The following is a 13595-nucleotide window of genomic DNA, read 5'->3' as shown; positions in this document are numbered from 1 at the left end:
TAAGGCAGCGTCGCGTTGTTAAGTCGTGTAGATGAATAAAGCAGCACGGTGTAAGTTTTTGGGGAGAAATTGAACTAAATCTATTTAGATACATAACTACCCAATAATATTATGAATAAAACACTTGTTTTAGGATCGATAATGTCTGCTGGAGTGCTGGCTTCTAGTGTAAACGCAGCAACGATTCAAACGTCACAAGCTTTTTCTGGATTTTCCAGCGAAAGTTTTAACCTCAACCTCTTAGAGAAGTTCGACTCATCTTTAGGTACTCTTACAGGAGTGAACGTACATTACACAATCACTTCTAGTGGTGGACTTGCTCAATATGATAATGAAGCAGGCTCTGCGACTGGCAGTATTGACGTGTCACATGGCGTTACTTCCTCTTTGAATTCAGGCTCAACACCTCTCGTCAATAATGGTTTTTCAACTTCATGGTCAAACCTTGAAATTCAAAGTTCTGAGAGTGGAGTCGTTCTCGGTGCTAACGATGGTGATGGAGCAGGTGTGCAAAGCACTGGCTCAGATTACTATGAATTTTCGCCTGCTGGTGGCACCTTGAATACTAATTCAGATATTTATACAGGTGCTATTGGAGCTTACGCAGGTAATTCTGGTGAGTATCTTCCAGTTATTACAGTTGTTACTGGTCAAAGTTTGACGACTACAGCTGATGGCGCGGTATCTACTGGTTCTTCACCATCTATCGTTAACGGTCTTTTGACTATTACTTACACATATGATTCCGTTGTAGCTGTGCCGGAGCCGAGTTCAACTGCATTGTTAGGCTTAGGTGGTATGGCACTTATTTTACGTCGTAGACGTTCATAGTGTAAAAATATAATCTATAATTGTATTTATTTTAAAAGTCTCCACTTAAGTGGGGACTTTTTTTATATAGAAGTTGCTAGATGAGTGTTTGCGGATTAATAGTGTGAGTTATGTCTAAGCGTGTGATGGAAAATGGTAAACGCACAGCTGGTGTGTTATTTCCTGTTTTTTCGATGAGACGAGAGGGCGATTTAGGGATTGGGGATACGACGGCGGTGAAGCAATGTTTGGATTGGTTCGCTGAGCACAGGCTTGGTTTTTTACAGTTACTGCCGATCAATGTGACTGGAAGCGATAGGAGTCCTTATAGCGCGATTAGTTCTGTGGCGCTGGATCCGCTTTATATAGACTTGGAAAAGATTAAAGGTGTGGGAGCTGCGGCTTTGCGCAAGGCGAGGGAAGCTTGTGGAGTGGCACGCATTTCTGCGAGTGTGGATTATGCGACAGTGTGGCAGGTGAAAAGTGAGGTGCTGAGTGCGGCGTTTGCCAAGTTTTGTGAAAGGGAGGGAGATGGCGAGTTTGAGACATTTAAAAAAGAGCATAGGAGCTGGTTAGAGCCGTATTGTAAATATCGTTGGCTGATCGATGAGGCGGGGGGCGAAGAAGATTGGTCACTGTGGCCCGAGGAGTTTAATACGAGAGAGAAGGCCATGGTTTACGAAGGGCGTCGGAAGCGTAAAGAGGGAGCTGAAGTAAACACGGCGCAAGATTATTATGCGTGGGAACAATGGCATGCATTTGGCCAATGGGAAGAGGTTCGCAGGCATGCTGATAAGGTGGGAGTGAGGCTGATGGGGGACGTGCCGATTGGAGTTAGCTACGCGAGTGCTGATGTGTTCTTTGAGCCAGAGTGGTTTCATTTAGATCTTTTTGGGGGGGCTCCTCCCGAGACTGAATTTAAGGCGGATGCATTTACTACGAAGTGGGGACAGAACTGGGGTGTGCCGGTGTATCGATGGGATGCGATCGAGGGAAGCGGGTTTCGATGGTGGAGACAGCGGATAGGTGCTTTAAGCTCGATCTTCCACCAGTTTCGGATTGATCACATTTTAGGGTTTTACCGTATTTATAGTTTTCCATGGCATCCGAGAGAGAATGAGAAGTTTTTGCCGCTAAGTTTGAAGCAAGCTGCTGAGAAGACGGGAGGTAGACTTCCTGGGTTTTATCCACGTGAAGATGACACGATGGTGCACAAGGCACAGAATTTGTTAGATGGAGATCGGTATATTCGAGCGGTGCTTTCCGCTGCAGGTGAGGCCGAGGTGATTGGCGAGGATTTGGGTACGGTGCCCGAGTATGTTCGACCACATTTGTTAGAGTTAGGAGTGGCAGGGTTTAAGGTGTGCCATTGGGAGAAGGATGCACAGGGCGAGGTGATGGCTGGAGCAGATTACCCAGAGTGCTCTTTTGCGTGTTTCACTACCCATGATATGGCTCCTATGAAGATTCAGTGGGAGGAATGCCGAAAAGAGATGGAGGAGGGGCCAGAGAAAAAAGAGGCAGCGGCGAAGTTGAAAGCAATTTCTGAGTTCGCGGGTCTAGAGGTGATGCGGAAAGGTAAGAGTTACCCCGCATTTTCACATAAGATCAAGTATGCACTGTTAGATGCTCTCATGCGTTGTCATTCGCGCTATGTGGGAGTGATGATCAATGCGGTGGGAGAGAGTCCGATTCAGATTAATTTTCCAGGAACCGTAGGAGATCAAAACTGGACGTATCGAGTGAGTTGGGAGTTTGGCAATGTCCCGAAATGGATGGAGAAAGAAATGAGTTCATTCGAGGAAATGATCGTCAAGTATCAGCGTTGTTAGTTTCTAGCGATTACGTAAAGACTTATTGAAACAACTCTGGGTTGTATTGTCTGAGAGCCTTGCCGAGGCGCTGAGTGTAGTCGTCTGGAAAGGACCAGAGTGGGAGATTTGGGTCTTTTCTTACTAGACCTCGTTGAGTTGGTGAGGGTGAATGTGCGAGAGCCATGAGTAGATCGCTGGTCACCCACGGGCTGTTGCGCAGATAGCCGTGACCATTTCCTGCGCGTGCGGCTTCAGCATCGCTGACATCGACAAGGATGACGTGAGGATGGTCTTCCAAGTACTGAATGGCGTGGGGATCAAAGTTTTCGAGGGTGAATGTTTCGCCTAGGCGGCTTCTATTTGTAAGGAAGCGTGAGACGAAGAGTGCTTTGTCTGAGTCGCTTTGGTAAATGACAAATTGGTCCATGAGTTTGTCAGCGCCATCGAGCAGATAACCAGAGACTAACTTGCGGTCGACATCGCCAGCGATGATAGCGACGGTGCCGAGTTTAAGTTCCCGTTTATTTTGCGAGCGCGATTTACCATTTTGTAAGATGGCGAGGTCACCGAGTGCGCGTGTGACGACGCGGCTGCCTGCGCTATAGCCGATGATGTTTATTTTTTTCGCTTTGGTTTTTTGGGAGAGAAAGAGAATGAGGTCACGCAAATGGCGAGAGGAGACTAGGGCTGTTTCTGTGTCCGAAACATAGGCTAGGGTCTTGGGAGTGGAGGGCCACGAGTAGGCAATAAAAACGCCTTGGTAAGCGAGGAAATGCCACATTTCCGCAGTGGTTAGAACGGGATTTTCAAAGGTGACTTTATAGCCGTGTACGAAGATGTTGATGGTGTCTTTTTCAGATTTGGCTAGCTGCTGGTTGATTTCACGGATGTAGCGTTGTGTGGCTTGTTGTGAGTTGTCGCGGTCTTGTTGGCTGATGCTTGAGTAATCGTGGATGGAGCTATCGAGCACGCCGTATTCATTAGCGGATTTTACCTTGATGGGGAATTTCTCGGTGCGTGATTTGAGAAGAGAAACTTTGCGGGCTTCTTCCCAGGTGAGGTCATCTCGGCCACTAGCGACTTGCGCGCGACCTAGCCGGAGGGCATTTCCTCTTTTGTTAGAATAGAAAAAGTGGTGGGCATCAGCAGTGGCTGGCGCACGGTCGGTGGCATAGAAAATTTGATCAGGGAGTGTTGTATTCACTGCTTCTGACTGAGAGGGTAGTTTTATCCCAGTATCAGTGAATGCCGCAGGGGCTGGCATGAGATCGAACACGAGGGGGCCGTTATTACCACAAGATACGAGAACAAAGCTAAGTACTAGGGAAATGAAAAGTCGCATTGTGGAGTCTTTTGGGATTGTGACGGTGTTCGGTGTAGATGGGCGGTATTTCTCCACTACGTCATCTAACTATGAATTGAAAAAATGAGACTTGCTTACTTTTGGGCATCGGACTGTTGGTTGTCGAATGTCTAAAAGTAGCAAGTCGGTGTGGGCATCGCGTGGTTGCGATGGCTTTTTCGCTTAGAGGCCTTTGAGGCACTCTTGGATCGCATCGAAGTTTGGCATGTCGCTAGGAACTTCGAGAACTTCTGCGTATTGGATGATGCCAGCTTTATCGATGACGAAAGCTGAACGCTTTGGAACACCGCCCATGATGAGATTCTTCTCGGGAAGGAATGTGTCGTATGCGATGCCGTAATCGGCAGTAGCTTTGTGTTCGTAATCGGAGAGGAGGGTGATTGTGATTCCTTCCTTGGCAGCCCACTCAGCATTGGCAAATGGGTTGTCGCCAGAGATGCCGAGAACCTTGGCATTGAGGTTTTCGTAGGTGTTGATGTTTTTTGAAATATCGCAGAACTCTCTGGTGCAACCGCCAGTGAAGGCCATTGGTACAAAGAGAAGAAGGATGTTAGACTCACCGATTACTTCTGAGAGGGTGAGGGTTTCTGGACCGTTTTCGCCAAGAGTGACGAGAGTGAAATCTGGTGCTTTATCGCCTACGTTAATAGTCATGATCGCAGTGTCTACATTCTGGGGTTTTAAGGCAAGAGTTAGAGTGGGAAATTTTAGAGAGTTTTAGGGGGCTTGTGCAAAGCAGAGCTAGCAGAGGAGAAGGTAGAATGGGGTCGCAAAAACCTTGACCCGTGTGGGAGGCGTGGGACTATTCCGCCCAACGATTATGGACCAAGAACAACTCTTTCAAGAAATCCTGATGGCGCGTCAACGCGTCTACGCTGCTGGTGAACCTACGCCATTGCAGAAGCTTGAGATTGCCGAGTATGACTGTGAAGTCTGGGCGAAACGCGAGGATCTTGGTCCGATTAAGGCGTATAAATGGCGCGGAGCGTTTAATGCGATGGCAGCACTTGAGCCTGAACAGCGTGCTAAGGGGATCGTGGCGGCATCTGCTGGGAACCACGGGCAAGGCATCGCTCTGGGCGCTCGCAAGCTCGGCTGTCAGGCGATTGTTTTTATGCCGGTGTCGACACCAGAAGTGAAGCAAAACGAAGTGAAGCGCCACGGTGGTGACAATGTTGAGATTCGTTTGATTGGAGATTCCTATGATGAGGCTGGCTTAGCGGCTCGTGAGTACTGTGAGGAGGCGGGTGCTGTGTACATTCATCCTTATAACGATCCAGTTACGATGGGTGGCCAGGGGACTGTGGCTGACGAGATTGTGATGAGTGGCAAGGGGCCATTTGACCGAGTTTATATTGCGGTCGGTGGTGGCGGTTTGGCTTCATCGGTGAGTTGCTGGCTGAAACGATATTGGCCAGAGTGTAAGATCATCGGTGTGGAAGGTGAAGGTCAAGCATCTATGAAAGCCGCGATCGAAGCTGGCGAACCGGTGGAGTTAGAATACCTAGATGTGTTCTGTGATGGCACTGCGGTTAGGAAAGTGGGCGACAATACCTTTAAGATTTGTAACGAATTGTTAGATGAGATCGTGACGGTGACCAATGATGAGGTCTGTCACGGAGTGCGTCGACTATGGGAAACGGTACGTGCGATCCCAGAACCAAGTGGGGCCATGGGAATCGCGGCGATCGCGAAGGATTATGCTGCGGGCAAAATTAAATCTGGCGAGAAGGTGCTTACGATCATTTGTGGAGCGAATATGGATTTCGCGCAGCTAGCAAATATTTCACGTAGAGCAGGGATTGGTTCGCGTCATCGTCGTTTCCTCAGAGTCCCGATTCCAGAGGGAAAAGGTTCTTTGTTACAGTTCTTGAAGGAATTACCTGAAGAGGTGAATATTGTGGACCTCCAATATGGGCGTGTCGGAACAGAGGCGCAATATCCAGTGATTGGGATGATTGGTTCTGAGGCGGATTATACTGCAATTGATACTTTGTTAGAAAAACGCGGAGCAAAAGCGGCTGATGTTTCCACGGAAGAAGTCGTGGGGTACCGGATTATCAATTACGATCCAGAGTTGTTTACTTGTCCGTTGTTTGTGAATGTAGAATTTCCGGAGCGCGCGGGAGCTTTTGAGCAATTCATGGGCAAGGTGAGTGAGTTCTCGAGCCTTTGTTATTTTAATTATGAATATTCTGGAGAACGAGTGGGACGTGCGCTTGTTGGAATGGATTTTGAAAATGAAGATGCGAAGGATCGGTGTCGTGAGCTGATGAACGGTATGATTGGTGCTGATATTCGTGATGTTCGTCAGGTGAGTGATGCAACATTGAAGCGTTTGTTAGGGTAGATCTGGCTTTGGGGTGGCTTAAGTGACTCAGATGGGTTGCTTTAAGCGTTGTATTTGTGAAGTACTCCTACTGGTTCGGTTTCTCCCGTTTCATAGGGATGGGGGGACTTATTTTGAGTTTTTGCCGAGCGAGCACAGTTCGGAAATGTCTGGATTGGTCGCGCTAAGTAAAAAAGTAGCTGAGATATGATAATCTTCATTTGCTTTCGCTGCTTACCTGCTGTTTGGTGTGCCCGTTATGGGCATTTTTGAAAGATATCTCTCACTATGGGTGGGACTGTGCATTGTTGTAGGTGTAGCATTGGGGGCGTTATTGCCAGACATGTTTACTGTGGTGGCCTCATTTGAGTACGCGCACGTGAACTTGGTGGTGGCGGTTCTTATTTGGTTGATGATCTACCCGATGATGATTCAGGTAGATTTTTCTGCGATTAAGGATGTGGGGAAGAAGCCGATGGGGCTGGGGCTAACGCTGGTCGTGAATTGGCTGGTTAAGCCATTTTCGATGGCTTTATTAGCATGGTTATTTTTCAAGGTTTTTTATGCGCATTGGGTGCCGGAGGGGCAGGCTGATGAATACATCGCTGGGATGATACTGCTGGGGGTCGCGCCATGTACTGCGATGGTTTTTGTTTGGAGTCAGCTGACGAAAGGGGATCCGAATTACACCTTGGTGCAGGTGTCAGTGAATAATGTGATCATGATTTTTGCCTTTGCGCCGATTACCGCTTTCTTACTTGGTGTTTCAGATATTCAGGTTCCGTGGGAGACACTGGTGATTTCAGTTGTGCTTTACGTGTTATTACCTTTGGTAGCAGGAATTCTTACGCGGATGAAGCTGGATAAGCAAAATGATCACACGCGTCTGAATCAGTGTGTGCAACGTTTAAAGCCGTGGTCAATTGTTGGGCTTTTGGCAACAGTCGTGTTGCTTTTCGGTTTCCAAGCTGAGACCATTATAGCACAGCCACAGACGATCGTTTTGATTGCGATTCCGCTGATGATTCAGACTTATGGGATCTTTGCGCTCGCGTATTATGCAGCGAAGAAAATGAAATTACCTTACGAGGTCGCGGCGCCAGCATGCATGATAGGGACGTCTAACTTCTTTGAGCTCGCTGTGGCTGTGGCGATTTCGCTATTTGGTCTGCACTCAGGGGCTGCCTTAGCGACTGTGGTCGGCGTACTAGTCGAGGTGCCAGTGATGCTTTCGTTAGTCGCCTTTGCCAATAAAACCAAAGGCTGGTTTTCCTAGCTATTTAGCTCGTCGGAATGGCAAGATGTTTGAATCAGGAGTGATTCGCTTACGCATGGCGTCACTGGCAGATGTCGGGTAGCTGAGGCTTTCGTAGTTGTTGACCCATTCCTCGGTGATGTCGATATTGGCATCATTGGCTAGGAGGCATTCGATGGATAGGTCGGCGATGAGCTGCATGCGCAGGTTCATGGGGCCCGGGGTATCGGTGAGCAGCTGGCAGTCGATCTCGATTTGTTGGTTCTCGAAGTCTTGGCCGTGCTCGTGGAGCGCGAGGGCGAAATGCTGTTGGAAGCTGCCGAGCATGCTTTGGAAGTCACTGGCCCTATCTACCATAATCAAGCTGAAGTGCGTGACGGCATTAGTGAAGATGAAGAGATGCTCGAGACCGTCATCGGTGCTGATGAGGTGATCGCAGCGCCAGAGGGATCTCCAATCTGATGAAAGTGGAGTCTTGGCGTCACTCTGGAGGTCTTGCGGGGAGATTGAGAAGTGCGCCTGCACCTCTCCGCTGAGATAGAGTTGGATTTTCATAGTAGTAGCAAAACGAAGCCGACACGGACACAGTCGACTTCGTATGCTCTACAAGATTGCTAAGCTCTTGGCGAGTTAGAAAGCTGAATATTAAACAATTAGAGAATGTCTCTAATCCCTGTTAAATGGGGAATTAGCAAACGCTTGTTAGGTTTTCTAACAATAGCACGGGAGCTTTTTGGATGTTTGAGGCATTGAGGTCGACAAGGGCGGTATAGGCCCAATCGTTCTTTTCGTCTGGATCACAGAGGATTTGGGTGACTTTCCAGTAGTTTTTATCGGGAGTTTCTTCGATCTGGGTGTTACGGGCGTTGCGTGCAGCGGGGTCGAGGCGGATACTGTGGTGGGTGTCAAAGTAGGCGTCGATTTCTGGGTCGATGCGATCGAAATTCCAAGATTCACCCTGTGAATCATTGGCTTGAAATTCTGCTAAAAAGAGATCGATTTCGTCGTAGGCGAGATGCTTGAGGGCATTGAGTGATTTTTCACGCACTAGCTTGGTGAACTTTTTCTTTTGTTGGGTGAGTGGTCGTTCAGCAGCTTCTTTCTGCTTGGCCTCTTTCTCGACGAGGTAGTCAGGATTACGCATGAGTTCCCATTCATCGATGAGTGAGGAATCGACTGAGGTGACGTGGTCTTTGAGATAGGCCTCGGCTTCGAGTAGGTTTTCGTCTTTAAGGTTGGGCGGGATGGTTTGTGCGAGCACTTTATAGACTTCTGAGAGATGGCGTAGAAGAATGGCTTCGGAGCGTTCGAGCTTGTAGTCTTTAATGTAATCTTCGAAGTCCATGTATTCTTCGAACATTTCTCGTGCAATGGACTTGGGGCGGATGCCTTCGGATTGAACCCAAGGGTGTTTGGCTCGGAATCTATTAAAGGTGTCGTAGATGAAGTCTTTGCCGGGTTGCGGGTAGGTGACTTCTTCGAGCCGCTCCATGCGTTCTTCATAGCTTACACCTTCTTCACGGAGTTCGGCGATGAGTGCGCCTTTTGCTTTGTGGATTTGCGCTTTGAGCAGGGCGGCTGGGTCTTCGAGAATAGACTCGATGAGTGAGAGAACCTGTAAGGAATAGTTGGGGTTTTCTTGATCTAACTCAGGGATGGTCTCGAGGAGGTAGAGACCGAGTGCTTGATTCATTGTGAAGTCGTCTTGTAGATCAATATGGAGCTGGACTTTGGGTGAGTTAGGTTCGGGCTTTCGCTCGATTGGAGGGATGATGGTGAGGACGCCGCCACGGACGAGAGCGATGAACATCTTGCGGGCTTGATCACGGAGTTTTTTCTTAGATGCCTCGGTTTCGTGGCAATCGTTGATTAGCTGCTTGAGGGCTGCGCAGCCGTCTTCGTGTTTGCGGCTGAGCATGTTGAGAATGAGGTTGTGGCGTAGTTTAAAACTCGACTTGAGTGGTTCGGGTGCGGATGCTTCGAGCTTTTCGAAGGTGTCTTGATTCCAATTAACGAATCCGTGTTCGGGTGGCTTCTTTTTGACGATTTTCTTTTTCTTTGTCGAAGCTGCGGCTTTGGCTTCCAGCTTGAGGTTTTCTATAACGTGCTCGGGTGCTTGTGCTACGACGTAGCCCTGGTCATCGAATCCACGGCGGCCAGCGCGGCCAGCGATTTGTTTAAAGTCGCGGACAGTGAGGATTTTTACGCCAGATCCATCGAATTTGCAGAGCTGGGTGAAGAGAACGGAGCGGATGGGGACATTGACTCCAACTCCGAGAGTGTCGGTGCCGCAGATCACTTTGAGCAGTCCTCGTTGAGTGAGCTTTTCTACTAAGATGCGGTATTTGGGGAGGAGTCCAGCATGGTGGATGCCGATGCCATGGCGGAGTAATTTACTGATTTCTTTGCCATAGGGTGAACGGAAGTTAGCTTCTTTTAATGCGTCGGCGATTTCTTGTTTTTCTTCTTTTGAGCAAAAATTGTGAGAGAGGAGATTTTGTGAGGACTCTGCTGCTGAACGTTGGGAGAAGTGAACGAGATAGACTGGTGCTCGGTCTTGTTCTACGAGTTCCGTGACTTTTTCTGCGAGGGGAATTTCTGAATAATCGAATTCTAGTGGGACTGGGCGTTGATCTGATTGGACAAGTGAGGTTTCAGCGCCCGTAAGTTCGGTGAGTCCTTTTTGGAAAAAATGGGTGTCGCCGATGGTGGCAGACATGAGAGTGAAGCGTGCCTGCGGGAGGGTGAGTAAGGGGATTTGCCACGCCACGCCACGTTCTTCATCCGAGTAATAGTGGAATTCATCCATGATGACGTCATCGACTTGGGCGAGAGCTCCATCGCGCAGGGCGAGGTTGGAAAGAATTTCAGCAGTGCAGCAGATGATCGGGGCTGTGGGGTTGACGGTAGCGTCACCAGTGACCATACCCACATGGTCGGGGCCAAAAGTGTTACAGAGAGAGAGGAATTTCTCGTTGGCTAGTGCCTTAATGGGGACGGTGTAATAAGAGATTTTTCCAGCACACCAAGACTTGTAGTGGTGTGCGAGGGCCACCATGGATTTGCCCGATCCAGTGGGCGTATTGAGGATGACATTGTTGCCTGAGAAAATTTCTAGGATCGCCTCTTCTTGATGGTCGTATAGCTCAATGCCGGCATCTGCTACGGTGGTGAGGAAGAGGTTAAGAGCATCGTCATTGTCGTAGTTTCCCGCTGGCTTGGTGAGCTGCATGGAAGAAGTGATAAATCAGAAGCTAGATGAGGGAAGGAAAAAGCGGGATTGTTTCCTAGCTCACTAGTGAATGGATGAATATCCGCAGAGGAATGATCAATCGCGAAGGTGGTTCACGTTGTGGCTTTTATCTAACGTCTGCTAAGTATGTATAGCTTATAACTCAACCTATTTATGAAAAAGATATTGAAAACCCCGATCAGTAGTGTTCTTGCCCTCAGTTTTCTAGCCGTAGTACAGGCCGGGGCAGCTGTATTAATCCAAGACGACTTCAACGATAATTCACTGAATTCTAGTATTTGGACTGTTGACACGGATAATAGTGCGCATACTAGAGCTCTTGATGGTGTTATCTCCGAAGTAAATGGCCAGATGGAATTTAATGGCCGTCCGCGCTTGTTAACGACAACAGCGATCAACCCTGATGATTACGCTGGTGGGATTATGATTACAGGTCAGATTGAATTTGCGTCACCTGATGATGTCTTTCAAATTGTTACGCGTACTGATAATACAAAAGTTACGAGCGGGCCAGCTCGGTTTTATGCTGAGCTAGCGACAGGGGTTTCTTTTTCTCTGAACGCTAATGGTACTAGCTCAGTTCCCACTATTGTAAATAGGGGTGGTTTTACTCTCGATGCACTTGTAACTACTGGCGATGCCCTTGATTTTGATACTAATAGCATACTGGATTTTGTGATTATTGATAATGGAGCAGGAGGCTTATCGTTCACTGTAACCGATCAGGGTTCTGGAGATTCGGCGACAACGACTACATCCATTACGGGGGGGACAGCAGTAGGGAACCTTATTGCATTTTATAATAGGGAATCTCAGATTGCGGACACGATGCTATCTAATCTCGATAATGTGACGATTTCTTCTGTGCCTGAGCCCTCTTCAGCCTTTCTTCTCGGTTTATCTGGAGTGGCTCTCATGATTCGCCGCCGTAGGGGGTAGAGGTGCATGGATGAAGTCTGAGATACTTCATTCTGAGCCTAGAATTTACAATTCCTTTGATCAATCGGCTCCAGTTCGTCTGGAACCGATTTTCTTTTTTTAGAGGGAGAACGCACCGTGTGTGCGTTGTAGGAGATTTGAGTTGAAAGAGCTGCTTTTTTTCGCCGTATGAGATAGAGCTTAGCTATGGGGGATGGATCCACGATGTCTTCTCACTATTTTGAAGTCGTCTTGGTCGTCAGATATTCGTATAGCATGCATACAATACCCAAAAAATTATGAGTTCACAGATGAAGCACATTCGACGATCCTTTTATACAGCAATGATGGCAGCGCCTTTGACGGTCTGCGCGGAAAGCTGGGTGGTGGATAGCCAAGAGGATTGGGAAGCCAATCAGGAAACTAAGACCAATCTAGAGTTGAAAGAGGGGATGGCGAAGCTCACCGCTGATTCAGGTACGTTTACCAGTGCTGTTAAAAAGTTTGCAGAGAAGAAGAAGGTGAAATCAGTTACAGTTAGCCAGTCGCCAATCTGGAAAAATTGGAATCCTACTGAGCATCTTGGACCTAAGAATATGGCGGATGCGCCGGTTTTTTTGAGACGTGGGGAGAACGATTATTGGGTGTTTGCTCGTTATAAAGCACCCAAGAAGGGGGACGCTTTTGCTGCGAAAGAAGTCAAAGTTGAGGGGTTTGATCAGCCCTTGCTCACGACACCCTACAAGAATCAATTTGATGCTCCGGGAAGTCTCAAGAAATCACTTGGAGGCTACCACGCATGGCAATCGCGGGATATGAAGACGTGGGTGCACCATGGGCCGGTTTCTGATAAAGAAGCGAGGTGGATGACGACTGCAGAGCAGGTGGGTGACAAAACCTATTTTTATTATGATTTCCCGAATGATCAGGATCCGCATTTGATTATTGATGAAGACCTGACTGACGGAAAGGTGGGGAAGAAGATGGGGATGGCTTTCAAAGACCCATCTCATGGTTCAGATAGTGCAATTATTCGAGATCTCGATGGGAAGTTCCATTTGATTTTAGAAAACTGGGATCCGATTAAGGCGTCGGCTCGAGCGTGGGACTCTCCACTGGCGAGTCACGCAGTGAGTGAGGATGGGATTAGTGATTTCAAATTGCTCGACCCAGCTGTGGATTATAGGACGAAACCGACAGGTAAGATGGGAACGTATAACCACCCGCACTGGGCAAAAGAGGATCCAGCGAATTATTCTACGAGCAAGGCTGAATATGAGATCCACGAGCCTGAGCAGAATGCGTATGGAGACTGGGCTGCGATTGCGATTGGCGGTCAGTATTACCTGTTCGGTGACTACGACCCAGCGGGGGCTCATGGCGCTAAGAATATGCAAATCGCTTGGTTCACGTCATCGAGCATTAATGAACCATTTAAGTTTTGTGGCTCTATTGGCAAGGGACATCCAGATCCCGACATCATGTTTGCGCAGGGGCAGTTCTATTTGATTTCCCAGACCAATGACTTTGTGAGCCCTGGACCGTGGGTTGACGGAGTAGAGGTGAGGGTCGGTGTGGATACTGACAATGACACATCTATCGATCAATGGACGGATTGGACCAAGGTGAAAGAGAGTTATGACTATGTGGAGGGTTTTGCAAAGCAAGTCTCCAAGACACCAGCTCAGCTCGATCTCAGTGGTTTGCCTGAAGGGTTTGCTTTCCAAGTGGAGCTTCGCCTCGAGGACACTACGGAGAATGAGTCTGTGCCGATCATCGACAAGATTGAAGTCGCTTTTGAGTAAGCCTGCCTTGATCTTGTGCTCATTCTTGGTGGGCACAAGTCAGAGACC

Annotated in this window: 10 protein-coding genes; 6 read left to right on the top strand and 4 right to left on the bottom strand. The window is 48.2% G+C overall.

All coding sequences use genetic code 11. The features are described from left to right. The first annotated feature begins 111 nt into the window (after positions 1–111). Both ACFPK9_RS05945 and ACFPK9_RS05940 read left to right on the top strand, forming a co-directional pair. On the top strand, positions 112–831 hold the full coding sequence (locus ACFPK9_RS05945) for a PEP-CTERM sorting domain-containing protein (RefSeq protein ID WP_377093908.1): 720 nt from the start codon (positions 112–114) through the stop codon (positions 829–831). Positions 832–941: 110 nt separating this feature from the next. After that, positions 942–2642, top strand: coding sequence for a 4-alpha-glucanotransferase (locus ACFPK9_RS05940; RefSeq protein WP_377093907.1), 1701 nt, complete (start codon positions 942–944; stop codon positions 2640–2642). Positions 2643–2664: 22 nt separating this feature from the next. On the opposite strand, the gene ACFPK9_RS05935 is transcribed toward ACFPK9_RS05940, so the two are convergent. Together ACFPK9_RS05935 and ACFPK9_RS05930 are read right to left on the bottom strand one after the other, a co-directional pair. Then, complete coding sequence (locus ACFPK9_RS05935) at positions 2665–3966, bottom strand: alpha/beta hydrolase (protein WP_377093906.1); 1302 nt, start codon at positions 3964–3966, stop codon at positions 2665–2667. A 183-nt stretch (positions 3967–4149) separates the two neighbouring features. Next, positions 4150–4641, bottom strand: a complete 492-nt coding sequence (locus tag ACFPK9_RS05930; protein WP_377093905.1) for a redoxin domain-containing protein — start codon at positions 4639–4641, stop codon at positions 4150–4152. A 142-nt stretch (positions 4642–4783) separates the two neighbouring features. Between ACFPK9_RS05930 and ACFPK9_RS05925 the strand changes: the two genes are divergently transcribed. Both ACFPK9_RS05925 and arsB read left to right on the top strand, forming a co-directional pair. Then, positions 4784–6337, top strand: coding sequence for a pyridoxal-phosphate dependent enzyme (locus tag ACFPK9_RS05925; RefSeq protein WP_377093904.1), 1554 nt, complete (start codon positions 4784–4786; stop codon positions 6335–6337). 238 nt (positions 6338–6575) lie between these two features. Beyond that, on the top strand, positions 6576–7592 hold the full coding sequence (gene arsB, locus ACFPK9_RS05920; RefSeq protein WP_377093903.1) for an ACR3 family arsenite efflux transporter: 1017 nt from the start codon (positions 6576–6578) through the stop codon (positions 7590–7592). On the opposite strand, the gene ACFPK9_RS05915 is transcribed toward arsB, so the two are convergent. Together ACFPK9_RS05915 and ACFPK9_RS05910 are read right to left on the bottom strand one after the other, a co-directional pair. Continuing rightward, positions 7593–8126 (bottom strand): hypothetical protein, encoded by a 534-nt coding sequence (locus ACFPK9_RS05915; protein WP_377093902.1) that lies wholly within the window; start codon positions 8124–8126, stop codon positions 7593–7595. Between the two features lie 133 nt (positions 8127–8259). Next, positions 8260–10803: a DEAD/DEAH box helicase gene (locus ACFPK9_RS05910; protein WP_377093901.1), complete on the bottom strand. Its 2544-nt coding sequence runs from the start codon at positions 10801–10803 to the stop codon at positions 8260–8262. A 174-nt stretch (positions 10804–10977) separates the two neighbouring features. Here ACFPK9_RS05910 and ACFPK9_RS05905 point away from each other — a divergent pair, with 174 nt between their 5' ends. Both ACFPK9_RS05905 and ACFPK9_RS05900 read left to right on the top strand, forming a co-directional pair. Next, positions 10978–11763: a PEP-CTERM sorting domain-containing protein gene (locus ACFPK9_RS05905; protein ID WP_377093900.1), complete on the top strand. Its 786-nt coding sequence runs from the start codon at positions 10978–10980 to the stop codon at positions 11761–11763. A gap of 278 nt (positions 11764–12041) precedes the next feature. Further along, complete coding sequence (locus ACFPK9_RS05900) at positions 12042–13547, top strand: hypothetical protein (protein ID WP_377093899.1); 1506 nt, start codon at positions 12042–12044, stop codon at positions 13545–13547. The last annotated feature ends 48 nt before the right edge of the window (positions 13548–13595 follow it).

The sequence above is a fragment of the Rubritalea spongiae genome (assembly GCF_042652385.1).
In the GTDB taxonomy this organism is placed as follows: domain Bacteria; phylum Verrucomicrobiota; class Verrucomicrobiia; order Verrucomicrobiales; family Akkermansiaceae; genus Rubritalea; species Rubritalea spongiae.
This window is presented reverse-complemented; position numbering and strand designations above follow the sequence as displayed.

Bases quoted from the DNA above. Each gene is read 5' to 3' on its own strand.
- ACFPK9_RS05945 (WP_377093908.1), top strand. From the start codon at position 112: ATGAATAAAACACTTGTTTTAGGATCGATAATGTCTGCTGGAGTGCTG.
- ACFPK9_RS05940 (WP_377093907.1), top strand. From the start codon at position 942: ATGTCTAAGCGTGTGATGGAAAATGGTAAACGCACAGCTGGTGTGTTA.
- ACFPK9_RS05935 (WP_377093906.1), bottom strand. From the start codon at position 3,966: ATGCGACTTTTCATTTCCCTAGTACTTAGCTTTGTTCTCGTATCTTGT.
- ACFPK9_RS05930 (WP_377093905.1), bottom strand. From the start codon at position 4,641: ATGACTATTAACGTAGGCGATAAAGCACCAGATTTCACTCTCGTCACT.
- arsB (WP_377093903.1), top strand. From the start codon at position 6,576: ATGGGCATTTTTGAAAGATATCTCTCACTATGGGTGGGACTGTGCATT.
- ACFPK9_RS05915 (WP_377093902.1), bottom strand. From the start codon at position 8,126: ATGAAAATCCAACTCTATCTCAGCGGAGAGGTGCAGGCGCACTTCTCA.
- ACFPK9_RS05910 (WP_377093901.1), bottom strand. From the start codon at position 10,803: ATGCAGCTCACCAAGCCAGCGGGAAACTACGACAATGACGATGCTCTT.
- ACFPK9_RS05905 (WP_377093900.1), top strand. From the start codon at position 10,978: ATGAAAAAGATATTGAAAACCCCGATCAGTAGTGTTCTTGCCCTCAGT.
- ACFPK9_RS05900 (WP_377093899.1), top strand. From the start codon at position 12,042: ATGAGTTCACAGATGAAGCACATTCGACGATCCTTTTATACAGCAATG.